14 protein-coding genes and 1 pseudogene are annotated in these 25,408 nt (G+C 70.1%); 6 read left to right on the plus strand and 9 right to left on the minus strand.

Features of this window, described 5'->3' with window-relative positions; all coding sequences use genetic code 11:
• Positions 1 to 139: 139 nt before the first annotated feature.
• From ACWFRJ_RS34710 to ACWFRJ_RS34720, 3 genes are all read right to left on the minus strand, one after another.
• Positions 140 to 373, minus strand: coding sequence for a (4Fe-4S)-binding protein (locus ACWFRJ_RS34710; protein WP_453540163.1), 234 nt, complete (start codon positions 371 to 373; stop codon positions 140 to 142).
• Positions 374 to 413: 40 nt separating this feature from the next.
• Positions 414 to 722: a GNAT family N-acetyltransferase gene (locus tag ACWFRJ_RS34715; protein ID WP_453540166.1), complete on the minus strand. Its 309-nt coding sequence runs from the start codon at positions 720 to 722 to the stop codon at positions 414 to 416.
• A gap of 125 nt (positions 723 to 847) precedes the next feature.
• On the minus strand, positions 848 to 1,504 hold the full coding sequence (locus tag ACWFRJ_RS34720; protein WP_453540169.1) for a hydrolase: 657 nt from the start codon (positions 1,502 to 1,504) through the stop codon (positions 848 to 850).
• A 427-nt stretch (positions 1,505 to 1,931) separates the two neighbouring features.
• Here ACWFRJ_RS34720 and ACWFRJ_RS34725 point away from each other — a divergent pair, with 427 nt between their 5' ends.
• The 6 genes and pseudogenes from ACWFRJ_RS34725 to ACWFRJ_RS34750 all read left to right on the plus strand — a co-directional run.
• Positions 1,932 to 2,399: a MarR family winged helix-turn-helix transcriptional regulator gene (locus ACWFRJ_RS34725; protein WP_453540172.1), complete on the plus strand. Its 468-nt coding sequence runs from the start codon at positions 1,932 to 1,934 to the stop codon at positions 2,397 to 2,399.
• A 687-nt stretch (positions 2,400 to 3,086) separates the two neighbouring features.
• On the plus strand, positions 3,087 to 3,218 hold the full coding sequence (locus ACWFRJ_RS34730) for a hypothetical protein (protein ID WP_453540175.1): 132 nt from the start codon (positions 3,087 to 3,089) through the stop codon (positions 3,216 to 3,218).
• A gap of 73 nt (positions 3,219 to 3,291) precedes the next feature.
• Positions 3,292 to 4,524 (plus strand): glutaminase, encoded by a 1,233-nt coding sequence (locus ACWFRJ_RS34735; RefSeq protein ID WP_453540177.1) that lies wholly within the window; start codon positions 3,292 to 3,294, stop codon positions 4,522 to 4,524.
• Between the two features lie 57 nt (positions 4,525 to 4,581).
• Positions 4,582 to 4,800 (plus strand): hypothetical protein, encoded by a 219-nt coding sequence (locus tag ACWFRJ_RS34740; protein ID WP_453540180.1) that lies wholly within the window; start codon positions 4,582 to 4,584, stop codon positions 4,798 to 4,800.
• Between the two features lie 166 nt (positions 4,801 to 4,966).
• Positions 4,967 to 6,958 carry a PIG-L family deacetylase gene (locus tag ACWFRJ_RS34745; RefSeq protein ID WP_453540183.1) on the plus strand — a complete coding sequence of 664 codons (1,992 nt, stop codon included), beginning with the start codon at positions 4,967 to 4,969 and terminating at the stop codon, positions 6,956 to 6,958.
• A gap of 441 nt (positions 6,959 to 7,399) precedes the next feature.
• A pseudogene (locus ACWFRJ_RS34750) lies at positions 7,400 to 7,996 on the plus strand (glycosyltransferase); the annotation flags it as partial.
• A gap of 188 nt (positions 7,997 to 8,184) precedes the next feature.
• On the opposite strand, the gene ACWFRJ_RS34755 reads toward ACWFRJ_RS34750, so the two are convergent.
• From ACWFRJ_RS34755 to ACWFRJ_RS34780, 6 genes are all read right to left on the minus strand, one after another.
• Positions 8,185 to 9,495, minus strand: a complete 1,311-nt coding sequence (locus ACWFRJ_RS34755) for a tryptophan 2,3-dioxygenase (protein ID WP_453540186.1) — start codon at positions 9,493 to 9,495, stop codon at positions 8,185 to 8,187.
• A gap of 2 nt (positions 9,496 to 9,497) precedes the next feature.
• Positions 9,498 to 10,436, minus strand: a complete 939-nt coding sequence (locus ACWFRJ_RS34760) for an LLM class F420-dependent oxidoreductase (RefSeq protein WP_453540189.1) — start codon at positions 10,434 to 10,436, stop codon at positions 9,498 to 9,500.
• Between the two features lie 26 nt (positions 10,437 to 10,462).
• Positions 10,463 to 11,650 carry a Gfo/Idh/MocA family protein gene (locus ACWFRJ_RS34765; RefSeq protein WP_453540192.1) on the minus strand — a complete coding sequence of 396 codons (1,188 nt, stop codon included), beginning with the start codon at positions 11,648 to 11,650 and terminating at the stop codon, positions 10,463 to 10,465.
• An 8-nt stretch (positions 11,651 to 11,658) separates the two neighbouring features.
• A complete protein-coding gene (locus tag ACWFRJ_RS34770) occupies positions 11,659 to 15,261 on the minus strand; it encodes a non-ribosomal peptide synthetase (protein ID WP_453540195.1) in 3,603 nt (1,200 codons plus the stop codon).
• Between the two features lie 64 nt (positions 15,262 to 15,325).
• On the minus strand, positions 15,326 to 19,963 hold the full coding sequence (locus tag ACWFRJ_RS34775) for an AMP-binding protein (RefSeq protein WP_453540197.1): 4,638 nt from the start codon (positions 19,961 to 19,963) through the stop codon (positions 15,326 to 15,328).
• 101 nt (positions 19,964 to 20,064) lie between these two features.
• A complete protein-coding gene (locus ACWFRJ_RS34780) occupies positions 20,065 to 25,368 on the minus strand; it encodes an amino acid adenylation domain-containing protein (RefSeq protein ID WP_453540200.1) in 5,304 nt (1,767 codons plus the stop codon).
• Positions 25,369 to 25,408: the final 40 nt, after the last annotated feature.

Raw genomic sequence — 25,408 nt, forward strand, 5'->3', positions numbered from 1 at the left:
AGGACCGGAGGATCAGATCCCCAGCGTTTCATGATTACTGTTGGGCCGGCCTGATGGCCCGGCTCAACTCGCCGCGCACCACCGCGCACCATCAGCTGTCCGATGGAGTTGCGCGCAGTTGCGTGGAGCGGTTCGAGGTCTACGCCCCACCGTCCACGAGTTCGTACTGCAGCGCACCCGAGGGACAGCGCCGCACCACTTCGATCAGGCGCCCGACCTCGGCACCGTCGGGGCGGATCCACGGGCGCTCGGCCGTGTCGAAGACTTCCGGCAGGCCGTTGACACATTCGGCGGCGTGCAAGCAGCGCCTGGCTTCGAAGGTCACGGTGATCAACTGGCCCTCGTAGGCCTTCTTCTCGGTTCCACCGCTCATACCGGTCTCCGTCGTTTCTGTCGCTTCAGTGCCCGGCTGTTCAGTCGCTGACCTTGCTGCGGGACTGGTACAGCAGGTCCTGGTACTCGGGGTGCCGGGCGATCCACCCCGCGAAGAACGGGCAGGTGGGGAGCACCCGCAGGTTCGCGGCGCGCGCCTCGTCGAGGGCGGCGCGGGCCAGCGCCGACCCGACTCCCCTGCCCTCGTACTCGGACGAGACCTCGGTGTGCACGAACGCGACAAGTTCCGTCGTACGGATGTACTCCGCGACGCCCGCGACCTTGGACTCTCCGTCGACCCGGGCCTCGTACCGTCTGGCTTCGGGAACGTCACTCACTACCACTGCCATGTGTCCTCCATACGTCTTCCGCGTGGGCCTCGTTCCACCATAGTCCCCATTTGGTTGACTCTTCAACTAGCCGGGTTGCGGCCGACCGGGTCACCGCTGTCGCGCGCGCCCGGTCGTCGCGGTTGTCAGGCCTCGGTTCCGGTGGACGTGGCCAGGAGCTGCATCTCCCAGGCGAACGCCACACCGCTGGCACCACCATGCTGCGACTGGACCTCGGCGACGCCCGGCACGGTCTTCTCACGGGCCCAGTCGCGCTGCCACTCGCCCAGTACGGCCATCCAGGTGATCGGCACCACGCCCGCCTGGACCATGCGCCGCACGGCCATGTCATGAGCTTCCTTCGAGGCGCCGCCCGAGGCGTCGGTGACGGCAAAGACCTCGAAGCCCTCACCCGCCGCCTGTATCGCCGGCATCGCGACACACATCTCCGTCCAGAGGCCGGCGATGATCAGCTTCTTGCGGCCGGTCGCCCTGACGGCATCGACGACGCGCTCGTCCTCCCAGGTGTTGATGAAGGTCCTGTCGATCGGCTTCTGCTCCGGGAACACATCCTGCAACCCCTTGATGAGGTAGCCGCCGCGCCCCTCCAGAACAGTCGTCAGGATGGTCGGCACGTCGAACACCTTGGCAGCCTTGGCGAGGCCGACGACGTTGTTCACGATCATCGTGGGTTCGTGGCTGTTCAGGTTGGCGAACTGGAACGGCTGGTGGTCGATCAGCACGACGACGCTCTCCTCGGGCGTCAGCAGTGCCTGCAGGCCGGACTTCGCTTCATTGCTCATGGGAATCCCTCTCCGGGTGCTCAGTGTCTGCGGGGTCGAACGGGACACCGTCGATCTCGACGTCGGCGACTCAGCCGTACGTGTCCTCGTCGGCACCCCCAAGGCCGAGTCGGCCGAACAACACGCTCCATCGGGTGACGCACCCTCACCACCTGGCGCGGCCTCCGCATCAGCGGCGGCCCGCAGCACCGGCAGAGGCTCACCTCAACCCGACTGGATGACGTGTCATCTACATTAATGACGGCAGGTTGATGCGTCAACTAGATGTCGATTCCGGCCCACATGTTCGAGCGCGAGAGCCAACGGCGGCCCGGGAATGCGGAGTTGCCCCGTGGCGGCAATCGCAGTTACGAAGCCCGGACATCGGGCGGAATCGGCCACGTCAACGAGATAGATGAGGTGTCAACGTCTTCGCTACACTCCATCGATGAACGCAACGCCTCGCTGGCTGACCTCGGAGCAGAAGGCCGCCTGGGACAGTTTCATCCGCATGCAGGAGACGCTCATCGGGCGACTCTCCCGCCGAGTCCAGGCCGACTCCCACATGTCCGCCTCCGACTACATCGTGCTGGTGAGTCTCACCGAACGGGGCGGCGGACGGATGCGCTTCCTGGATCTGGCCAATTCGGTGGAGTGGGAGAAGAGCCGCATGTCCCACCAGGTCAGGCGCATGACGAAGCGCGGACTGGTGAACAGGGAAGAATGCCCCGACGACGGACGCGGAGCGTTCATCATCGCTACTCCGGCCGGTTACAAGGCGATTGAAGACGCCGCACCCATGCACGTCGAACACGTCCGCCGACTGTTCATCGATGCCCTCACCCAGGAGGAACTCGATACGCTCGCCCGGATCTCGAACCGCGTTCTCGAACACATGAAGAAACAGGCAGACTGACCGATCCGAATTGCGATCAGATCTGATCTGTCTGGTCAGTTCCGGCCGGGCGAGGTCGATCCCACCTGGCTCTCGGCGAGGGCGTTCGGGTGAGCCAACCGCTCGACAAGTCCCCGCACGCTAAACGCACTTGCACGGGCGGCGTGCAGCGCGCAGATTTGGTTGACATGTCAACGGCCACCGTAGGGTGAGATCACCAACTCGTCAACCACACTGAGAGTTGACCGAGGCACACAACCCCGCCCAACTCGATGCGCCCACCCGCGCCGGCATCCTGGCCAGCGATCCAAGGACAGTCATCCCGAACTGCGTGGCCTCCCACCCCCAATGCCGTTGGCGTGTCACCATCGCAAGCCGGTTGACGTATCAACTACCTTGGTGGTTGCCTTGCCGCCGAAGTCTCCCCCCCTCGTGCGGAGGAACGGGTCCTGCACGGCCATCACCCGGCGCATCGGGTTGGCGGTACGGGGTGAAGTGCCCATCGTGCCCGCGCCCGAACGCCCGAGACGGCACAACTCCGTACCGTGGCGCCCTGGTTCACCCGCTTCACCAGAAGGGATGCAGTCGTCATGAGCGACCTCGACCTCCAGCCCGGCCTCCGTGAGTGCGGAGGCCGCGCCGATGTGTCCGGCGAACCCGTCAGAGAGCTGCTGAACCCGCGCGAGCTGCCACATCCCCGGCTGCTTCATGACGTTCAACTGCCTCGCTGACCGTGCTCGCTGCCCGTACGGGGCATACCCGGAGAAGAACCGCTTCGACGTCCTCGGCGACGACGCCACCGACCCTGCGGTCCCGGAGCACGTCCAAGCTCTGCGCTGAACCGCATCAGCGCGCACCCGCCCGAGCCACCGGCCGCGGCGCCTCTCCCGCCTGAGACAGAAGGACCTGCCTGATGAAGACTCCCGTGCCCGACTACCTGGACGAAGTGCTCGACAGCCTGCGTGCCGACACCAGCGGCGCCAATGCCGACTACATCCCCGAGCTCGCCGAAGCCGATCCGGAACGTTTCGGCATGGCGCTGACCACGACGCTCGGTCGCACTTACGCCGCCGGCGACGCCGACACGGAGTTCTCCATCCAGTCGATCTCCAAGCCGTTCGCCTATGCGGCCGCCATCATCGATCGTGGCCTCGACCGCGTCCTGGGTGCCGTCGGGGTCGAGCCGTCCGGCGAGGCCTTCAACGAGCTCTCCCTCGAAGGCGGCACCCACCGGCCGATGAATCCCATGATCAATGCCGGGGCCATCACCACGCATTCGCTCCTGGTCGGCGCGGAGGCCGGCCAGGACGATCGCGTCGAACGTGCCGTGACGTTCTTCTCCCGCCTCGCGGGCCGGGATCTGCAGGTCGACGAGCGGGTGTGCGCCTCAGAGCTTGACTCCGCGCACCGCAACCTCGCCATCGCCCACATGCTGCGCACCTACGGCATCATCGACGGGGACGTGCCCTCCGTCGTCGAGGGATATACGCGCCAGTGCTCGATCCTGGTCAGCGTCCGGGACCTCTCGGTGATGGCCGCGACGCTCGCCACCGGAGGTATCCAGCCCGTCACCGGAGAACGGGTGATGGACCCCGCCGTCGCTCAGCACGTCATGGCCGTGATGGCTGCGGCCGGGATGTACGACGCGGCCGGCGACTGGCTCACCCGTGTGGGCATCCCCGCCAAGAGCGGCGTCGCAGGGGGCATCGTCGGTGTCCTGCCCGACCTCGTGGGCATCGGAACCTTCTCCCCGCGCCTGGACTCCCACGGCAACAGCCAGAGAGGGCGTCTCGTCTTCGAGCGGCTCTCCCGGGACATGGGAATGCACCTGTTCTCCTCCGATCGGGGCCGACTCGATGCCGTCGGCGTGAGCGAGTCACGGGGCACGATCACCTTCGCCTTGCAGGGCAACGTCCAGCTCACCGCCGCTTCGGAACTCTTGGACCTGATGGCCGACTCGGACGGCGCTGCCGACGTGGTGCTGGATGTCACCAGAGTGCACTCCTTCTCCGATCTCGGCCGTCGCATGTCGCTCGAAGGGCTGCGCCGACTGCGGCTGGACGGACGCAGGGTTGCCCTCCGCGATCCCTCGGGCGTGCTGCCGGACCCTGATCTGGGAGACGGCAGTTACCCGGACGCCGTCTGACCGACCAGCTCACCGTCCTTGGCGACAACTCGGCACGGACCGGGTGAAGCTCGGCTGGTGCCACTGCCACGCAAGGTCCTGCGCCGATCCCGGCTGCTGATCCGGCCCGACACCGTGCTCGCCAACACCCTCAACACCCCCGCAGGCCGCACGGGCGAACTCATCGCCATAGCCCAGCTGCTCCAAGTGGTGCACCGCGGAGGTCATCCCGAGCTGGCGCCTATGCTGAAACACCACACCGAGCACCTCACCGGTGTGCCTGTTCCAGTGCCCTGAACATCCAGCCGTCCCGCCGCCGGATTCCCCCAGCCCCGGTGAACCTCTCGTCTCCAACTCCGCAACCCGTCTCATGCGGGGGCCTATGCGGTGCGTGCGGCCTACATCTGAGACCCTGCGCGGACAACGGAGTACAGTCCCGGCTCAGTTGACGTTGGAGAGATGGATGAAGGCTTCCAAGACCCTGATGCAGGTGGTCGCTCACCCGGACGACGACCTGTACTTCATGAATCCCGAGGTGGCGGCCACGCTCCGCGCGGGCCACCGAGTGGTGACGGTGTACATCACGGCTGGAGAGTCCGACGGCCGCAACAACATACCCGGAGCCGATGCGCCCGCCGAACCCGACCAACCGGCGTACGCGAGCGCCCGGATGCAGGGACTGCGCCAGGCGTACGGCTGGATGTCGGCCAAGGAGCCAGGAGCCCGATGGTCACGTTCGGCCCTCGCGATGCCGAACGGGGCGTGGAGTGAGACGGCCCAACTCGGGGCGCAGGTCACGCTGGTGCACTTGGGCCTAAGGGAAGAAGCGCTCCCGGACACGCCGTACGTGGGGCTCGCCGAGCTGTGGCATGGGCCGGACGGCACGGCGACGACGCTCCGCACACCTGGCAGCCTCGTAGCGGAGGAGTCCGGCTACACCCGGGCCGAGTTGATCGACGCCATCGCGTGGCTCCTGGAGCGCCATCGGCCCGGCGTCGTCCACTATCTGGATCCACTCCCCGATCATCAGAACCACGATGCCCCGAACCGGCGCCATTTCGACCAGCCCGGCTTCTCCGACCACCGCGACCACACCGTCGCCGCGAAGTTCGCCCTGGCCGCGCTGTCACGGAACGACGCCTGGGCCCGAGGCCGTTCCTTCGTCCAGGCCTACCGTGGCTACTACAACGCGCGCTGGCCCGCCAATCTGAGTGCAGCTCAACTGGACGACAAGGTCGCGGCGTTGGACGCATATGGGGGTCTTTCCACCGCTGACTGCGGAAACCCGGGGGGCTGCGGCGACTACTCGGTGGGGCAGGGCAGGTCCCGGATGACGGGGTGGGCCCATAGCGTGACCCCTCGGTGGGACGGCGCCGGTCCGGCTCTGACTACGGACGCCGATGGCACAGTGGCCGCGTTCTGGGTCCTGGGCGGCCGTGTGGTGATGTCTCAGCAGGAGCCGGGGGGGCGGGCTTGGACCGGCCCCCGGCAGGTGGGCGGGCGCGGACTGCTGCCGGTCCTCGCGGTGACCACCGGGCCTGATGGAAGCCGCCGGATCCATGCGTCGCGGGTGGCGGAGCCGTCGGTCGGGGTCGGTGAGGACATCGTCGAGACCGGGCTCATCGAGCAGTCGCCCCAAGGGGAATTCCGCACCTGGCGCAGCCTGAGGACTCCCGGCGGCCCACGTTCCGGCACGGGCCAACTCGGTGTGCCCGTGGCGGCCGTCGACGGTGGGGGCAACCGGTTCGTCTTCGCCCGGCAAGGGGATCTGTCCATAGCCGTGAGAACGGGTACGCGTGGACAACCGAAGCACTGGACCAAGCTCGCCGAATCGGACGTCAGGGAATCGCTCGCCGCGGTCACCGATGTCCGGGGCATGGTCCACCTCTTCGGTTCCGGACGGCACGGGCTTCGGCACTGGGCGCAGTCCGCACCGGGAGCTCTCCCTGTCGGACAGGACACCTCCGCATTGCCCGTCCCGGTGAGTCCGCCCACCGCCGTGGTCACCGAGGACGGCGCCCTGGTGCTGGCGTATCGCTGTGCCGACGGCCCTTCATGCGTGTACCGACGGCTTGACGACACCGGCTGGGGGCGTGTCGCATTCCCGGAGCCTGTCGAGGGAGGTCTCGGACCGGTGGCGCTCGCCGCGGGCGAAGGGCACCAGGTGCTGCTCGTGCAGCGGACCGATCAGGGCGCGTTGCAGGCGTGGGCGATGGATGTGTCGCGCGACAGCGGTGCCGTGCGGTGCACCGTGCCGGATGTGTTCACCGTCGGTACGCCATCGGCGGCCATGGACGGCTCCGGCCGATTCGTCGTGGCGGGGCTCGGGATCGACGGCTCATTGCTCGCCCTCACTGAGAGATCTCCTGAGAGCTGTACAGAGAGCTCTACAGAAACGTTGACCGAGACCTTCACTGAGACAGGCACCGGATCACGAGTCTTCACGAGGGGATGATCCTTGAAGATCACGTTTCTGCTCACCTGGGCGGATGTGCTGGGAGGCACGGAGCGGGCGGTGTTCACCCAGGCTGCGCAACTCGCCGCCGCACATGACGTCGAGATCATCAGCGTCTTCAAGACCGGGGAACGACCCTTCTTCACCATCGACCCGCAGGTCACACTGCGCTACCTGGTGGACAGGAGCGGCGGCCCCGAGAGCCCGGTGTCCCCGACGGGTCTCAGCGCGGCCGAGTGCGCGACGCTGGCCGCATCACCCACCGAGTTCACCGCCCCGGCCTGGGAGAGGGCCATCTTCACCCGGCTCTCCGACCTGGAGCTCGGGCTCCTGCTCCCGGCGATCGATTGCGATCTGCTGGTCACCACAACGCCCGCGCTCACATCGGCCGCGGTACGTCTGACAAGGCCCGAAGTTCTGACGGTGCACCATGAGCACCGTATGGCCGGGATTCCGCCGCTGCCGTCCGCGCCTCAGCTCGACGCGCTGGTGACGGTCAACGAGCGCAGCCGGGCCCAGTACGAAGAGGCGCTGGGAGATGCCGCGCCGTTCCTTGCGACGATCCCCAACTCGCTGCCCGTCGAGCACCCACCGTGTTCGACACTCACCGGAAAGACCGTGGTGATCGCGGGACGGCTCGCTGCCGAGAAGCGGGTCGACCATGCGATTCGGGCGTTCGCGAAGGCGTCTTCGGAGCACCCCGACTGGGTGCTCAGCATCTTCGGCGACGGCCCCGAGCGCAGTGCGTTGCATGCGCTGGCCGGGGAACTCGGAGTATCGGGCCGTGTGCGGTTCCACGGCAGCAGTCCGCACATGTCCCAGGAGTGGGCCAAGGCCGATATCGCCCTGCTGACCTCACGCGCGGAATCATTCGGCCTCGTCATCCTGGAGGCCCTCGCGGCGGGGGTTCCCGTGGTGTCCTACGACTGCCCCAACGGTCCATCCGAGATCATCCGGCACGGAGTGGACGGTTGGTTGGTGCCCACGGGTGACGTGGACGCGATCGCGGCCGTACTCGCCGGGCTGATGGGCGACCGAGCGGCTCTGCGCGCTCTGGGCACACACACGGTCACCGGGGCCGAGCGCTTCTCCGCGGAGCGGGTGACCGAGCGCTGGGAGACCCTCTTCGCCGAACTGGAGGCGCGGCGCGGTGACTTCGCCCGTCGCCGCCACCGGGCCGAGCGGATGGCCTGCCGCTCGGCCCTCGACTCGTCGGGAGCCCAGGCTCAATCGCCGTGCAAGGGTGGCGCGGAGGGCGCGCCCACGGGGCAGTGTCCGCCCGACTCCCCCGGCACCTCCCGGAATACGGGAACGGAGCGCGCCTCCCGCAGATACGGAACCCCTTCCGTATAGCCGGTTCCCGAGCGCGTCTCGCCGAGCATGCGGGCCGCAAGGCGGTAGTGGGTCTTTCGCCACTGGACCAATGCGGTGGCGAACCCCTCCATCGCCTGCCCGACGATGTCGCGCGTCGCCGGGGACATCCGACCTGCCGCGTCGGCGCTCCGGAACGCGCTGTCGAGGCTGGGCATGCCCTTGAGTACGCGTGCGCGGACCTCGGGTACGGAGTGGAAGGCGGCGGACTCCACGCGGTCCGGGTCCGGTTCCCGGCACAGCGATTCCATGGTCTTGTAGCCGCGGGACTGTATGGCGCTCGCGCCCTCGGTGTAACAACGGAAGGCATGGAACGCCTCGATGCTCATCGTCGCAAGGAGTGAGAACAGCGGGGCCGCCTCGCGAAGTCCCGTGGTCGCCGCGTCGATGCGTCCGGCCGCGACGAGGGGCTGATGGCCGTCAATGCCTTCCACCGCGGCGGCCAGGTGCTCGGCGAGCAGCGCGAAGGTCAACTCGAAGCACTGGAGCACACGAATGAACAGGTACTCGTCGTGGACGGTGTAGGCGGGGAGCATGCTGAGCGTGAGGCGGCGCCGCTCTTCGGGTCGCGTGTCCCCGTGGACGGTGCGGCAGAGCCCGCGGGTCTGTTCGCTCAGGCCGTCCTGGACGGTCCGCGCGACCGTGGCGGCCGGGTCTGCCAGGCCGAGCCGGGTGAGCGCCGGACCCGCCGCCCGTATACCCAGGCGGCAACGCTTGGCCACGGTGCGCGTGTCGGGACGCATCAGCGGGAGCCGGCCGGTTCTGCCCTCTTCGGCGTCCAGCTCGAACTCAAAGATGTCGGCGATGAGTTGGACGGTGAGCCGGTCCCGCTGCCCGGAGGTATGTTCCTGCCGGTCCGATGTGTCCGCAGGCCCCAGGAGCGGGGTGTCCGCAGGGCCGAGGAGCAGATTGAGCGCGAGATAGGTCTGGTAGTCGTAGCGGCCGTCCCACTTGTCGAGGGCCAGGTCCAGGAACCGCGTGAGCAGCTCTCGGTCCCGGGCCGTCCCGCGCAGTGTGGGCAGGTCGTCACGGAGCTCGGCGAGTGAGGTGAGCAGCTCCCGCTCCACGAAGTGTTTCCCCACGAGCTGGTACGCGTCGACGACGGAGGCGTAGGGGAAGACGCTCAGATCTCCGTCGGACCGCCATTCCTCCAAGGCGCGCACCATCCTCAACTCCCCGAGCCGACCTGGCGGAGCACCTCATGGGCAAGCAGCTCCAGCTGGTCGATGTCGCCGAGGGAGTGGGTCCTGAGATAGATCCGGCTCGTGCCGGACTCGCCCAGCTTCCCGATCTTGTCCACGACCTCGTCCGGAGTGCCCACGAGCCACTTCTCGCGCAGCGATTCGGGGGTGCGGCCCGCGGGCGCGCGCCGGGCGATCTCCGCCGCGTCGCGCCCGCAGCACACGGCCTGCGACACGGCGAGGGCCAGGGAGTCCTCGCTGCGGCCCACCTCGGCGCAGGCCCTGCGGACACGGTCGAACGCCTCGGCGACCTGCTCGAAGCCCGGATAGGCCAGGCTGAACTCGTCGGCGTACCGCGCGGCGAGGCGAGGGGTGCGGCGGGTGCCGTACCCGCCGATGAGCAGGGGCGGCCGTGGGCGCTGGAGGGGCTTGGGCAGTCCGGGTGAGTCGGTCAGCGTGTAGTACTTGCCGACGTGGTTGAAGGTCCCCCCTACGGGCGTCTCCCAGAGACCGGTGATGATGGCGAGTTGCTCCTCGAACCGGTCGAACCGCTCGACCACGTCCGGGAAGGGGATGCCGTAGGCGGTGTGTTCCGGCTTGTACCAGCCCGCGCCGAGCCCGAACTCGATGCGTCCGCCGCTCATGTGGTCAGTCTGCGCGACACTGATCGCCAGCGGCCCCGGCGCGCGGAACGTGGCGGCCGTCATCAGCGAGCCGAGCCGGATGGTGGAGGTCTCCCTGGCGAGGCCCGCCAGCGTGGTCCAGGTGTCGGTGGGCCCCGGCAGGCCGTCCCCGCCGCCTATGGGCGTGTAGTGGTCGGCGCGGAAGAAGCCCTCGAACCCGAGGTCTTCGGCCGCCTTCGCGACCCGCAGCACGTCGTCGTAGGTCGCGCCGAATTGCGGCTCGGTCAAGATGCACAGTCGCATGGGGGGTGCCTTTCCGTACGGGTGGGTCAGCGGATCTTGGCGAGGCGGGCGTCCTCGTCGGGATCGGCGATGCCGGTCCACCCGTAGACCGACAGGTCGGTGGGCATCGGCTCGGTGCGTGTGGTGGTGCTGTGCACCTCGACCGTGGTGTGCCGTTCGGCGGCCTGGAACGCCGCGTGCATCACCTCGACGACGTGCAGGGCCAGGGCCGGATCGGCCTTCGGGGCGCTGCCGGTGCGCAGCGCGAGGGCGAGGTCGGCGACGCCGATCCCGCGGTCGTACACGTAGCCCGGCAGCGCAGGAAGCTCCTGCAGACCGCCCCCGCTGGAACGGGCCACCTGGATGGGGCCGTCGAAGAGGTTCGGGTCCGGCAGGACGAGTGACCCCGACGTGCCGTGCAGCTCGATGTGCGGCGAGGTCGCAGCCCAGGCGTCGAACGAGCAGACGAGGGTGGCGATCGCGCCCGACGCGAAGTCCAGGGAGGCGACCGTGACGGTGGGTACGGCGACCTCGATACGTTCCCCCGCGCGGGGCCCGCGGGCGATGACACGCTCGCGGTCGCTGACCCGGTTCTGGGCGCTGACCGCGGTCACCGGGCCGAGGAGGTGGACGAGCATGGTCAGGTAGTACGGACCCATGTCGTGCAGCGGCCCGGCGCCGGGACGGTAGAAGAAGTCCGCGTCGGGGTGCCAGATTTCGGGCCCGGACCTGAGCATGGACGCATGAGCGTGGACCGGGGTGCCGATCTCACCGGCGGCGACGGCGGCGATCGCGGTCTGCGGACCGCGTCCGAGCACGGTGTCGGGTGCGCAGGCCAGGAGCAGCCCGGACTCACGGGCGAGCGCGAGCAGCCGCCTCGCGTCCTCGGGATCCGTGGCAAGGGGCTTCTCCACGTAGACGGACTTGCCAGCGCGCAGGGCCGCTTCCGTGGTCGCGGCGTGTTCGGTGGGGGGCGTCAGGTTGACGACGATCGACACGTCGGGGTCGTCGAGCACCTCCTGCCACGTGGACGGCTTGCCGAGGCCGAACTCCTGGACGCGCCGCTGGGCCCGTTCCGGGTCCAGGTCGGCGCAGCGGAGGACTTCCAGGATGCTGAAGTGGCGCAGCATGCGCAGGTAGCGCGCGCTGACCGAGCCGCAGCCGAGGACGGCCACGCCGGTGGGCGGGATCGGCCCGCGTCGGGAATCGATGAGGGTGTCGGTGTCCGTGCTCATGAGGGGGGTCACCTTCCGGTCGTGAGGCTGAGGCTGTGCTGGAGGTGTTCGCGAAGGGCCGGCAGATGTTCCGGCGCGAGCAGCGTGTGGTGCGAGCCGGGGATCACCGTGTGGTGGAAGGAGCCCGTGGTGTGCGCCCGCCAGGACGTCATCCCTGCCGGGACGGGGTTTCCGGCCGCCTCGAGGGTCGCCATGGGGCTCCCGACGACGCCCTGAGTGGTGTGTCCCGCAGCGAGGGGCAGCAGCACATCGAGGCGGGCGGCGACATCGGTGTGTTCCGCCCCTTCGATGAGCGCCGCGCGCTCCGCCGAGGGAGCCGGTGGATTGAGCATCCGGTCGATCAGGACCAGTGCGGGACGGCGTCCACGCTGCTCGAGCAGGCGCGCGAGGTCGAACGCGACGGCGGCTCCCAGTGAGTAGCCGACGAGGGGCACCACTGTGTGGTCGGTGTGGAGCAGCAGTTCCTCGGAGAGGGCTTCGGCCAGCTGGTGGAGCGAGGCTTCCACCGATCCGTCGGGCGTCAGGTAGTCGACTCCCCACGGGGCGTACGAGGTGGGCAGCTCGCCCACCAGATCCGTGAAGATGTACGGGATGCCCGCGGCGGGCGGCAGGAAGAAGACGGGCAGGGCATCGTGACGCGCCGGTCGCAGCGGTACGACGCGCGTGGCGCCGCGAGAGCGGCTGTCACTGAGGTGCCGGGTGAGCGCGTCGGCGGTCGGATGGTCGTGCAGGGCTCGCAACGAGACGTCCCGGTCGAGCGCGCGCGACAGTGCGGAGACCGCCCGGAGCGCGAGGATGCTGTGCCCGCCCGCGTCGAAGAAGTGCTCGTCGGCCCCGAGCAGGGGGTCGTCGAGTACCCCCCGCAGCGTGTCGAGGACGAGGTCGGCGAGCCCGTGGTCCGCCCCCTCGCCGCTCGGCCCCCCGCGGTGCAGACGGGCGAGCAGGGCCTGGGCGTCCAGCTTTCCGCTGGAGGAGAGGGGGATTTCGGGCACTGAGGTGATCAGGCGGGGCACCATCACGTCGGGCAGCGACCGCTTGAGGTGGGCGCGGATCTCGGCCCGCTTGGGCACGGCCGGGCCCGCCACGAACGCGGCGGGCTCGATGTCACCGCCCGGCGTACGGAAGGCGATGACGGCCGTGGCCTGGACGTCGGGGTGCGCGCCAAGGACGCGTTCGATCTCGCCGAGCTCCACCCGGTGGCCCCGGATCTTGACCTGCCCGTCGCGCCGTCCGGCGAAGTGCAGTACGTCCGACTCATCCACCCAACCGCGGTCACCCGTGCGCAGGACGCGCCCCGCCGGGCGCCCTGGACGCGGGCCAAAGCGCTCCTCGGTGAGCGCTTCGTCGTTGGTGTATTCCAGGGCGACACAGGGCCCAGCGATACGGATCTCCCCCACAGCCCCTCGCGGGACGGGTCGACCCGAGCCGTCCGTGACCTGGACCTGGCTGTTCGTCAGGGATGTGCCGATGGGCACGTCCTCGCGCGCGGGGTGGAGCCCGTCCCCGCCGCGCACGACGTACGCGACGGAGTCGACGCCGCTCTCGGTCAGTCCGTACACGTTGACGACGACGGCGGACTCGGGAGCACCGAGCTCGTGGAAGCGGGCGACCGCGGCGGCCGGGAGCCGTTCGCCCCCGACCAGCAGGCGGCGCAGCGGCAGGCGGTGCAGCGACGGTGCCGCGTGGGCGGTGAGCAGTTGGAGCAGGCTGGGCGTGCAGTCGGCGACGTCGACGCCGTGCTCGACGAGTGCGTCGCACAGCCGCACCGGGTCCCGCTTCACTTCGGGGTCGATCAACACGAGCGTGTGCCCGCGAAGCAGCGCGCCGAAGATCTGCTGAACCGAGGCGTCGAAGGCCAGGGAGGCGAGGAGCGCCACACGCAGGCCGTCGCCGAGACCGTCGTAGACCGGGGCACCGAGGGCGTCGACGAGGCTCGTCACCGCGCGCTCGGGGACCTGTACGCCCTTGGGTCGGCCGGTCGATCCGGAGGTGTACAGCACGTAGGCGAGCGATTCTTGGCTATCCTGGGAGGCGGAGTGCGCGGAGCGGTCGGGGAACGGTCCTTCGAGCCGGTCGACGCGCGTGACCCCCTCGTCGTCCGGGTGTGCCAGGAACCGCGCGCCGCTGTCGCTCAGGATGTGCTGTGCCCGGTCCTCGGGCAGCTCCGGATCGATGGGGACGTACGCGGCACCGGCGTGGAGCACTCCGAGCAAGGCCGTGATCGCCTCCGGTGTCGCGGGCATGCGTACGGCGACGCGGTCTCCGGGCACGGCGCCCAGCAGGGTCAGGCGACCGGCGAACTCATCGGCGCCGGCCGCGAGTTCGGCGTAGGTCCGCACGACGTCGTGGTGACGCAGCGCGGGCCGCCCCGGAGCAGCGGCCACGATGTCCGCCAGGCGTCGGCGGATGCCGGGGCCTGGGTCCGCGGGCGCCGAGGGCGGGGTCTCGTCCCGCTGGGCCAGGGGCGTCGGTCCGGCGGTGAGCGGAAGGTCACCGAGCCGGGTCTCGGGCTGTTCGCATGCCGCGCGCAGGAAGTGCGGCAGGCACTCCCCCAGTGCCTCGGCGAGCGGGGGCGTGACCAGGGTGCTGTCGTACGCCACGCGCAGGTCGACGCCGTCCGGTGAGGTCCTCGCGTCCAGGCGGAGGGAGAAGGGTTCCACGAGGGAGTCGAGCGACACCACACGGCTGCGCGGTGCGGCCTCGTCCACCATGTCCGTCTCACGCCAGACGAATGCCAGCGGCAGAGAACGAGAGGTCTCCGGCCCCGACGGCAGCACGAAGTAGTCCTGGAAGGCGGCCGCTTTGCGGCGTTCCTCGGCAACCTCACGGGCCAGTGCCGCGAAGTCGCGGTCGTGGTCACATGCGAGGAACAGCGGCAGGGTGCGCTCCAACAGCCCTGGTATAGCGCCGAGTTCGTCCAGCTCCCGGCCGTCGACGGTGTCGCCGAGCAGCAGGGTGTCGAGGTCGAACCAGCGGGCGAGGAGCCCTGACCACGCTGCGCACAGGACGTCCGCGGGTGAGGCCCCCAGTGCGGCCGCGCACCGGTGCAGCTCCTCGCTCTCGCGGTCGCCCCACGCGATGGGCGTGGCGGCGGGGCGCAGCTCCGCGGGGGCCGATTCGCGGCCCCACGGAAGCGGCGGCACAGCGGCGCAGCCCTGCTCGGCGCCGTCCCAGTGGGTCACCCCGTCCGCTTCGCGGGCGGCCAGTGTCTCCCAGGCCCAGGCCGCGAGGTCCGCCTGGTCCGGTCCTTCGTACGCGGCGTCCCCGATCAGGGTCGCGGCGAGGCGCGCCGCGGCGGTGGCGTCGAGCCGGTCGGCAGGGGCGCGGAGCTCGATCCGGTGTTCCCCGTCGGGACCGGATCGCAGCGCGCAGGTCACGACGCCCTCCCTCCAGGTGAGGGTCGCCGGGTCCGCCAGGCCGTTCGTGGCGGTGGGCGGTTCGGGGTGTGCGCCGTCGGCTTGCAGAACTTCGTGACGGGCGACGGCCGACCGCAGCCGCTCGCGGATGTCGGCCGGGGCGATTGCCGCGTCGTGGCCGACGACGATCCGGGTCTCGGGCGTACCGGCACCCCAGACGTCGGTGAATCGCTGCTGGGTGGGCGAGGCGTGCATGGGGGTTCTGGCTCCTTCAGCTATCGCTGGGGCGTGCTGCGCACCGGCCTGCTGGACGACATGTTCACGCGTTCGGTCCTGTCGTGTGGCCGTGCGACATGGCAACCAGTACCTCGCGCCGCCCCTGGTAGGGCATGCGGCCATGGGCGGCTGACATGTTGTCGACGATCAGCACGTCGCCCCTTTGCCAGCGCACTTTGCGCAGCGTCGCGTTGTAGGCGCGCCCGAGTTCCTCGATCACCGGGTCCTCGATCTCCTGCCCGCCGCCGTACAGCGTCCGGAAGGGCAGGTCGTCCGCGTCGCAGTGGTCGAGCAGTTCGGCGCGCAGGGCGGGGTCGAGGCTGTTGGGGCTGAAGAAGTAGGCGTGGTTGAACCAGACTTCCCGTCCGGTGTACGGGTGGGTCCGCAGCGCGGGACGCCAGAAGGTCGTCCGCAGCCGGTCGTCGCCCCGCCATTCGTACGCGATGTCATGGCGGCGGCAGTACTCCTCGACCTCTTCGCGGTCGTCGGTACCGAAGACCGTGGGCCACTCGAGGCCGAGGCCACCGCCGAAGTTGCGTACGTAGCGGACGCCTTCGTCACGGAACCTGGCGACGGTCTCGGGGCGCAGCCGTTGGGTGATCTCGGACAGGTCGGCCACGCTGGTCTCGCCGCCGGAGTCGGCCGGGCGTATGCAGCAGAACGTCAGGCGCAAGGGCCAGCTCTGCGCGTACGAGTGCTCGGTGTGCAGCTTGATCGGCTGGTCTGCGGGGTGTTCCGTTGAGGTGTAGAGGGACGGCGCCACTTCTCGGCGGTCGGAGGAGCGCTCTTCGTAGGGCAGCGGAGCGGAGCCGAGCAGGTCGAGCACCTTGCGGAACCCCTCGGGCGAGTCGGCGCCGGTTTCGCGGTAGAGCACGAAGCCGCCGTGGTCGGCCAGGCCGTCGAGCAACTCCCGATCATTCTCGAGCCGTTCGGCTATGGACTGGCCGGGCTCGGGAAGGCGCGCCGGTACGTCGGCCGGGGCAGCGGCCCCGGAACCTCCGGACATACGGCGCTTGAGCCGGGCGCGGCGGGCGGCAAGGGCGGTCGCCGCGTCACTCGCGGCGGGCGCCGCCGCCAGCGCCGGGTCACGTCCGTCGACGGTGTCGGCAAGCAGCCTCGCGATGCGCGTGACGATGCCCTCGGCCGAGTTCTCCGTGTGGGCCGCGGTGTCGTAGAGCGCTTCGAGGCACAGGCCCTGTTCGTCCTCCGTGAACAGCAGGTCCCAGCCGAACTTGCGCGCCACCGCCGTCCGTCGGGGCAGCCGTCGGCCGATGACGTCCCCCAGCGCCCACTCGGCGGGATCCGCCCGTACATCGGCGGCACGGTAGTCGAGTTCGACGGGGAAGGCCGCGCCCGGCATCCCGAGGTCGGCGAGCACGTCGGTGTACGGGCAGGTTCGCCGGTCCAGGCCCCAGTGCACCGTTTCCCGCACCCGGGCGACGACGTCGGCCATGGTGTGCGCGCCCTGTGTGCCGACCCTGTGCGGCAGCATGTTGAGGTGCATGCCGATCTGGTCGTCAAGGTCCGGTTCACCCCGCAGGGACACGGGCGAGACGACGACGATGTCCTCCTGCCCGGATGCCTCGCGCAATGCGAAGGACACGACGGCGAGGACCACCGCGAACGGGCTCAGCTGTTGGGCGCGGGCGAACTCGTGCAGCCTGTCGCGTTCCACGGTGGTCAAGCGGCGGGTGATGCAGCCACCGGCCGCCGAGGCGACAGTGGGGCCGGGGGCGGTCGGGAACGTCACCCCGCGGGCACCGGACAAGCGCTCTCGCCACTCGGCCCGTTGCCGGACCGCCCGGTCGGAGTGCGCCTGCGTGCTCTGCCGCGCGGCGACGGCCTCGTAGGGCAGGGCGGGCGGACGCGGAAGCACGGTTCCCCGGGTGCGGGCTTCGTACAGCGCCGCGAGGTCACCGAGCAGCAGTGCCATCGACCACCCCTCGCACACGATGTGGTGAGCGATGACGACGAGTGTCCTGGACTGCGCCCCTTCGACGAGGACAACGCGCAGCAGGGGGCCCGCCTCCAGCGAGAGCGGGGTGGCGCAGAGGGTGTCGATCACCGCCGTGCGCTCATCGGGGCTCGCGGGCGCCGGGAGGATCTCCAGGGACGCCAAGGGCTCCGCGTGGACGCGTTGTACCGGCGTGCCCCGATGGGAGGTGAAGGTCGTCCGCAGAGCCCCGTGCCGACGCCCGAGATCGGACACCGCGGCGCGGAGACCGTCGACGTCGAGCGCACCCGTCAGCTCGAAGCACCGGGGAACGTTGTACGCGGCACCTGCCTCGCCACGAGCACAGGCCAGCCACACACCGAGTTGCCCCGGGGACAGCGGAAGCGGCTGGTCGTGGTCCTCCGGGCGGCCGGATTCCGGGGCGGTTTCGGGCGCCGGGGCGGGCTGCGCGAGGGCCTCGGTGCAGTGGACCGCCAAGGCCCGTACCGTCGGAGCCTCGAAGAAGGCGGAGACGGCGACGGCGACGCCCGTCTCCAGTTCCAGCCGGGACAGCATCCGCAGCGCCGTAAGACTGGTGCCCCCGAGGCCGAAGAAGTTGTCGGTCACTCCGGCGGGGGCCCGCTCAAGGAGTTCCTGCCATAGGTCGAACAGGCGCTCCTCCCAAGGTCCTTCGGGGCCCGTGGACTCGCCGTCGCCCTGGTCCTCGTCCGCCGCAAGACGGGCGAGGGCCTCCAGATCGGTCTTGCCACCGGCGGTCTCCGGCAGCCGCGCAAGGACCACCGTGCGGTCCGGCAGTGCGTGGGTGGGCAGAACCGTGGACAACTCGGCCGCAAGCACGCGTGGTTCCGGGGCGTCGTCCCCGGCCACGAACGCACACAGGCGCCCCTGCGCGACAACGACACCCGCAGCGTCGACGCCGGGAACGTTCAGCAACGCGGCCTCGACCTCCGCGGGTTCGACGCGGTGGCCGCCGATCTGCACCTGCCGGTCACGGCGCCCGATCAGCTCAAGGCGCCCGTCGTCACACCACCGCCCGAGATCGCCCGTACGGTAGCGGCGCACACCGGAGAGTTCTGGCACGGGCTGCGCCAGCGGCGCATCGGCGTGCAGGTAGTCCCGCGCCACGGCCGCGCCCTCCACGCATATCTCTCCGACGGCGCCGATCGGCATCAGCTCGCCCCCGGTGCCAAGCACGCGGATGCGGGTGTTGGCGATCGGTGTGCCGATCGTGATCTCGCCGCCGAGCACCACGTCACCGGCGCTGGTGCAGCAGGTCGTCTCCGTCGCGCCGTAGGAGTTGATCACCCGTCGGCCTGCTCCGGACCACCGCCGCACGTCCTGCTCCCGCAAGGGCTCGCCGCCGCTGATGACCGTGCCGGCGTCGGGCAGATCGTCGGGCGTCATCGAGCGGAGCAGCGTGGGTACGAGGAAGGCGACCGTGACTCCGCTCCCGCGTACGTCCGCCGCGAAGTCGTCCGTGGAGTGCCGCATGCGCCCCGGTACGACGGCGGCTCCGGTGACCAGTGCCGCTCCCGTGGCAAGCATGGTGACGTCGAAAGAGGGTGAGAACGGCTGGAGCACCCTGTCGTCCTCCGTCACGCCGACATACGCGCTCTGGTCCCGCAGCATGTTGGCGAGACTTCCGTGGCCGACGAGTACACCCTTGGGCAGGCCGGTCGAGCCGGAGGTGTACAGCAGGTAGGCGGTGTCATCGGGACTCACCCGCGGCAGATCGACGCCACGACCGGCGGACGGGGCGTCGATCGCGAGGGCGGGGATCCGGCTCAGCGATGCCGGTGGCGGGCCCGTGTAGGTGACCACGGCCCGCGCGTCGGCGTCCGTGCACAGGGCGCGGAGCCGCTCCTCGGGCCAGGTCGGGTCGAGCCACAGGAGCACTCCGCGGGCCTTCAGGACGCCGAGCATGGCCCGGATGCCGTCGATCCCGTTGTCCAGGGCGACGGCCACGACCTGGCCGGGTTCCAGCGCGTGCCCGGTGAGCAGGTCATGCGCGATCCGGTCGCTGTCGGCGTCGAGTTCCGCGTAGTCGATGCCACGCTCACCGTCGATCACGGCGGTCCGGTGCGGGAACATGCGGGCGCTCTCGCGGAACAGCTCGACCAGGGACGTGCGCGTCCACTCGGGCTTCATCGGGCCGGTCCCGAAGCCGATGACCTGCGCGCGCTCATCGTCACTCAGCAGGGCGATCCGCTCCAGGGGCGCCTCGGCGTCGCCGAGGGCGAGCAGGAACCGGCCGATCGCCGAGGCGGCGGCCTCCGGGTTTCCCTGACCTCCCGGCATCCACACGCGCATCCGGCCCTCGCCCGAGTAGCGCACGCGCACCCCGCCCTGCTCCGGCGGTTCTTCGGAGCTCGACACATCGGCGTACACGTCGCACCCGCCGTATCCGTCTGCGTATTGCGTCCCACGGCGCCCTCGCAGCGCGGCCTTCAGTTGCTCCTTGACGGCGCCCACGTGGGCGCGGAGCGAGGCGGTGCGGTCCACCGGCACGCGGAAGAACCGCGCCACGCCGTCCGGTCCCGGCACTGCTACGCGCACGGGCCGGTCTTCGCCCGTGCCCGCCGTGTACCAGGTCAGAGCCGAGAGCAGGAGTGTCAGTTCGCTCCACCGATCGTGCCGTGCGGCTCGGTCGAAGGCGGCCAACGCAGCGGATTCCAGGCGGACTGCCGCCTCCAGGGGCTGCTGGTCGGCGAATCCCGTTTGTGACATTCGGAGTTGGGACAGTGCACTGTGCATCAACGTGCCCTCCGGCGGACTGAGTGGTGACGTGGGGAACAGCAATGTGCGGAGGCGAATAGGGGGTGCCGGCGCTACAGGTGCACCTCGAAGTCCGGTGCGGCGGGCCCGACCCGCAAACCGGGGTCGCGGGCCGCCTGCCGCAGCAGCTCCGACAGGTCCTGGGCGACCGCGGCCACCGTCTCCTCGCGGAACAGTGCGGCGTCGTAGATGATCTGCCACCGCAGCGCGTCTCCGGGAAGGACGAAGAACCAAAGGTCCGCGCGGGACGCGTGTTCGTCCATCTCGATGGGTTCGCAGCGGAATCCACACTGCTCGGCGATGCCCGCCACCTCGGCGGCTCTGTCGATGCTGTGCCAGGTGATGCCCACGGAAGGAGCGCTCGAAAGGCCGCCGTGGCGCTGTGTCCCGATGCGGTCGACCACATCGGACAGCGCGAGGTACTGATGGCGCAGCGCCTCCTCCACCTCAGCGCCGGTGCTCCGCACCACCTGTACGAAGGGGTCGCCCGGCACCACATCGCCGCGCAGCAGCACCGTGTTCGCGAAGAGGCCCACCTGGTCGCGTATGCCGGGCAGATCGCGACCGGCAAGGCTGGCGGCGAGAACCTGCTGACGCTCCCCCGTCCACTGGGCGAGCACCGCGTGGATCGCCGCGACGCACACGACGAACGGCGTCACGCCTTGGGTCCGGGCCAGGTCCCGTAGACCTTCGTACACATCGGGCGCGCATTCCAGATGGAGGCTGCGGGCCCGGAAGGACGGTACGGGCGGCCGTGGGGCGTCGGTGGGCAACGGCCGAATCGACACCGAGGGGTCGGCCCAGCGCTCCAGGTAGCCGGCGGCTTCCTCCCTGGCCCGGCTGGCCAGGTCGTCCAGTGCGTGGACGTAGTCGCGGTGCCGTCTGGGCAGCGGCGCGGGGAAGGGGGCCTCCCCGGCGCGCAGACGCCCGTACGCCTCGAAGAAGTCGGCCACCAGAACCTCGACGGACCACCCGTCGGCGACGATGTGATGGGTGGTCAGGATCAGCAGGTGCTCACCGTGCTCGAACGTCGTCACCGCGCCGCGGAGCAGGACGTCCCGCGCAAGGTCGAAGGGACGCCGGGCCTCCGCTGCCGTCCGCTCGACGGCCGCCGCCGGGCTCCACCGGGCCTTGGCACTGCCGACGGTCAGGGGTGAGCGGCACTCACCGGCGCGTACCTGCTGGCCGAATTCCGACTGCCGCAGGACAGTGCGCAGCGCTTCGTGCCGGTCGACGACGGCGGCGAGTGCCTGCTCAAGGAGGTCGGGTCGTACCTCGCCGGTCAGGTGGAAGGCCCGGCTGAGGTTGAACGCCTCGTTCCCGCCCTCCATGCGGCTCAGCAGCCAGATGCGTTCCTGGAGATGTGACAGCGGATGGGTGTCGCCCCAGGACGAGGACGCGATCAGGTCCGCCGCGGTGGACTTGGTCATCAGAAGCTCGAGCAAGTCCTCGAAGCGGGGGGTCCGCAGGATCTCCGTCATGGTCACGTGCGTACCGAGTTCGTCCCGGATGCGGGTGGCGAGCCGAGCGGAACGCAGGCTGTCCCCGCCCTCTTCGATGAAGTGGCTCTCCATCCCGATCTCGTCGACACCCAGCGCGGTCCGCCACAGCGCGGCAAGGCGTTGTCCCATGGCGGTGGTGGGCTCGGCGGGGCGCCGTTCGATGTCCAGCGCGTGCGCCCTCGCGCGCAGGGCCGCGTGGTCGGCCTTGCGGTTGCGGGTCAGGGGGATGCCCGGAACCAGGACGACGCGTGCGGGGACCGCGTGGTCCGGGAGTTCCGTGGCCAGGTGTTCCCGCACGTCCGCGACGAAGCGGCGGGGAGAACTCCAGCTCGTCGGGGCCTGCGTCGACCCTTCGTCCTGTGGATCAGTACCGGGGCGCGTCGCGTACATCAGGACGTGACCGACGGCGCCGGTGTGGTCCTGCCCCTCGGCCTTCACCCGGAACCCGCGATCGACGAGGGCCCCGCGTATCCGTCCGAGGTGCGCAGCGTCGCCCTGGGCCTCCAGGACGATCTGCCGGATGAGCGGCCAGTGCTCGTCGTCGATGCCGAGGAGGATGTCCCACTCCGCCCGCTGCGCATCGATCTTCAGGAGGTCGACCCGCCCGAGGCCGTGGTCGCGGATCACCTGGGAGAGGGTGGTGAGTTCGCAGTCGACGGCGGTCGGGGCGAGCTGTTCGTCGAGCAGCTCGTCCAGGTGGTCGCTCTCGGTCCGGTCGAGGCCCCGCCCAAGACGCCGCTCCGCGAGTGACTTGAGCAGATGCCGGTCCTCTTCCGCCGCGGGGTGCAGCGTGGCCAGCATGCTGTGATCGGCGTACGACGTCAGGGTGCCGCGGCCCGCGGCGGCCGAGAGCCCGGCGGCCACCGGTGTCCAGGCGCCGCCGTACAGGGCGCTGTTGGCCCGCAGCCGGGCGAAGGCCGCAGGCGCGGGTTCGACCGCGATGATGCGCGACCCCGGCGCTTCGGTCGCCACCTGGAGGCTGAACATGCCGACGTTGGCACCTACGTCGATGACGACGCTGCCAGGGGTGACGCTGATCCCTTCGCGCAAGTAGGCACGTTCGACGAACAGTTCCTGGTGGGCGAATGCCGTCTCGGCCGGGTTGAGCGAGAGGATCGGACGCCCGTCGGGCAACTCCGTCCAGCCCCGGGCGACTTCGGGCGTGCTGTCGAGGAGAGCGCACAGGCGGGCGACCGGGCCGGTTCGGTCCGTGGACGGCACGCAGTAGGCGAGGAGCCGGCTCTGTCCTGCCGAGTCGGTGTCGATGACGACGGCCGCGTCGTCGACACCGGGGTGCTCGCGCAGGATCTGCGCGACGCCGTCGAGTTCGACGCGGTGACCGCGTACCTTGTGTCGCCTGTCGGCACGTCCCGAGAAGGCGATACGTCCATCAGGGAACCGCATCCCCAGGTCGCCGGTGCGGTGCACACGACCCGTCCGGGGCGTGTCGACGAAGCGCACGGCAGTCAGGTCCTGGTCACCCAGATACCCGTCGCTGAGCCCGTCACCGGCGACGCAGATCTCGCCGATGACACCGGGGGCCACGGGGCGCAGCTTCTCGTCGAGGATGTGCACGGTGGTGTTGGCGATCGGCGTGCCAAGCACGGGCCGCCGCAGGAAGTCCGCGAGTTCGGACGGCTGGACGCGCTCCGCGACGCAGCCCACCGTCGTCTCGGTCGGACCATAGTGGTTGACGATCACCGTCGCCGGGCTGGCCTTGTGGAGCCGTTCGAGGTCGGCCGGACGCACGGCCTCCCCACCGACAACCAGCAGGCGCGGCGCGAGCCGTGCGAGCTGTCCGGTGTCCGTGTCAAGGAGCAGCCGCAGGAGGGACGGGGTCAGCTTGAGCGCGGTGACGCGCTCCCGTACCAGTTCGTCCAAGAGGCGGTGCGGGTCGCCGAGCGTGTCCTGCGAGGGCACGACGAGTGTGCCGCCGTGCAGCAGCGCGCCCCACAGTGCCGTATGACCCAGATCGAATGCGGCGGAGGTGAGGAGCGCCGGGCGGTCGCGGTCGTCGAACCCCAGGTCCTCGCCCAGCCACAGGGCGTAGTTGACCAGCGCCCGCTGAGGGACGACGACCCCCTTGGGCCGCCCTGTCGTGCCGGAGGTGTAGATGACGTAGGCGGGGCAGGTCTGTCCGGCGGGCACCGGAGCGGCAACTGCTCCTTCGCCGAAGCGTTCCTCGTCGGCGGAGAATGCTGCCACGCCCCAGTCACCGACCCGCTCGGCGTACGGACGTTCCGTGATCAGCACGCCCAGGCCGCTGTCGTCGCGGATGTGGTGCAGAACCCTGTCCGGATGGCCGGGATCCATCAGGACCATGGTCTTCCCGGAGTAGAGGCAGCCGAGCATCGCGGCGACGAGCGCGGCACCCGGGCCGAGGAGAAGACCGACGTAGTCCGCGTCGTGATCGGCGAGGCGTCCGGCGATCCGGCCCGCCCAGGCGTCGAGTTGGGCGTAACTCACGGTCTCTGCGCCGTTGACAAGCGCGGGATGACCGGGCGCGCGCAGGGTGTGCCGCCGGAACAGCTCGGCGGCACCGCTGTCCGGACGGGTCCTGGACGGTCCGGCGAAGGTGGACACGGCTCGGTGGAAGTCGTCCTCGTGCAGCAGACGTCCAGGCAGCGGGGCTTCCGGCTCCTGGGCGGCATGCCGCAACAAGACCTGGAACTGACGGGCCAGGGACTGTACGGCCGCCGGGTCGTGGACGCCCGGGTCGAAGTCCAGCTGGAGCTGGAGCTTGCTACCGGTACGCAGCACGGAGCAGAACACAGTGGCCGCGTTGTCCGCGTCCACGAGGCCTTCCACGTGAGCGCCGCCGGGGAGACCGGATGGCGGCTCGGCGGGCATCGTGAGGGCACGGAAGCCTGCGGGGAAGACGACCGGGTCGTCGGGCTCGAGGCCCCAGTCGAAGCACTCCTGCCACTCGGCCAGTTCGGTACGCGACTCCCGTACGGCGCGGGTCGCATCGCGCAGGCTCGGGGTGCTGGTGAACCCCATCGGCAGTGTCCTGGCCAGCGGGCCGCGGAGCGTGTGGAAGCTCTCGGCGTCCCGGCCGGGGAAGGTGACGCCCAGGCAGATGTCGGTGACGCCCGCGTTCTGCGCCACGAGGAAGCCCCAGCAGGCGAGGAGCAGGTCTTCCGGCTCCGCGTCCAGCTTCTCGGCGGTGCGTAGGAGGTCGTCCAGGTCAGGGCCCGCGGTCTCCACCGGGAGCGTCTCCCATGCGCGGCCGGGCTCCAAGCGTGCGGTCGTGCTCAGGGGCGACGCGCAGCGCGTCAGATCGTCCCGCTTCGCCTGCCAGTACTCGCGCTCCTCCGAGTCCATGTCCGAGAGCACCGCGTCCTGCCAGCGCGTGTAGTGCTGGTAGTCGGGCGCGCCCGCGGATCCTGCGATGCCGTCGCCGTCCGGGTCGGCGAGCGCTGCCGTGAGGTCGCGCGCCCACAGCAGAAGCGATGTGGCGTCGTGGGTCAGGGTGGGTGCGGATACGACGAGCCGATGCCCGCCGCCGGATATCCGGACGGTGATGCCCCACTCTTCGACCGGAACCCGCGACACCCCAGAGCTGCCCGCGCCTTCGACGGCCGCCCGCCCGTGCCCGTCCTCCTCGGTCGTCACCGTGGGGACCTGCGGCTCTTCGTTCAGCCGGACCGGGACCATCCGGTCCGGCTGCCTGGCGAATCGCCGAGCGGCCCCCTCACGCACGGCGGGCGTGGTGAGGGCTCGGCGCACCTCGTCGATGCCGATGGCGTACGGAAGAGATAGGACGCACTCGCTCATCCGGAGCGTCTCCGGATCGCGGAGCCAGCTCCGGCGTTGCTGGGCGGAGAGCCCGTGTAGACGCACCTCGGTCTCCATCTTCGGGGGGATGTCTGCGATCGACGCGGCTGGGTGAAGC

The organism is Streptomyces sp. NPDC055239 (assembly GCF_053606205.1).

Coding starts and splice junctions, on each gene's coding strand:
- ACWFRJ_RS34710 (WP_453540163.1), bottom strand. CDS start 373: ATGAGCGGTGGAACCGAGAAGAAGGCCTACGAGGGCCAGTTGATCACC.
- ACWFRJ_RS34715 (WP_453540166.1), bottom strand. CDS start 722: ATGGCAGTGGTAGTGAGTGACGTTCCCGAAGCCAGACGGTACGAGGCC.
- ACWFRJ_RS34720 (WP_453540169.1), bottom strand. CDS start 1,504: ATGAGCAATGAAGCGAAGTCCGGCCTGCAGGCACTGCTGACGCCCGAG.
- ACWFRJ_RS34725 (WP_453540172.1), top strand. CDS start 1,932: ATGAACGCAACGCCTCGCTGGCTGACCTCGGAGCAGAAGGCCGCCTGG.
- ACWFRJ_RS34730 (WP_453540175.1), top strand. CDS start 3,087: ATGACGTTCAACTGCCTCGCTGACCGTGCTCGCTGCCCGTACGGGGCA.
- ACWFRJ_RS34735 (WP_453540177.1), top strand. CDS start 3,292: ATGAAGACTCCCGTGCCCGACTACCTGGACGAAGTGCTCGACAGCCTG.
- ACWFRJ_RS34745 (WP_453540183.1), top strand. CDS start 4,967: ATGAAGGCTTCCAAGACCCTGATGCAGGTGGTCGCTCACCCGGACGAC.
- ACWFRJ_RS34755 (WP_453540186.1), bottom strand. CDS start 9,495: ATGGTGCGCGCCTTGGAGGAATGGCGGTCCGACGGAGATCTGAGCGTC.
- ACWFRJ_RS34760 (WP_453540189.1), bottom strand. CDS start 10,436: ATGCGACTGTGCATCTTGACCGAGCCGCAATTCGGCGCGACCTACGAC.
- ACWFRJ_RS34765 (WP_453540192.1), bottom strand. CDS start 11,650: ATGAGCACGGACACCGACACCCTCATCGATTCCCGACGCGGGCCGATC.
- ACWFRJ_RS34770 (WP_453540195.1), bottom strand. CDS start 15,261: ATGCACGCCTCGCCCACCCAGCAGCGATTCACCGACGTCTGGGGTGCC.
- ACWFRJ_RS34775 (WP_453540197.1), bottom strand. CDS start 19,963: ATGTCACAAACGGGATTCGCCGACCAGCAGCCCCTGGAGGCGGCAGTC.
- ACWFRJ_RS34780 (WP_453540200.1), bottom strand. CDS start 25,368: ATGGAGACCGAGGTGCGTCTACACGGGCTCTCCGCCCAGCAACGCCGG.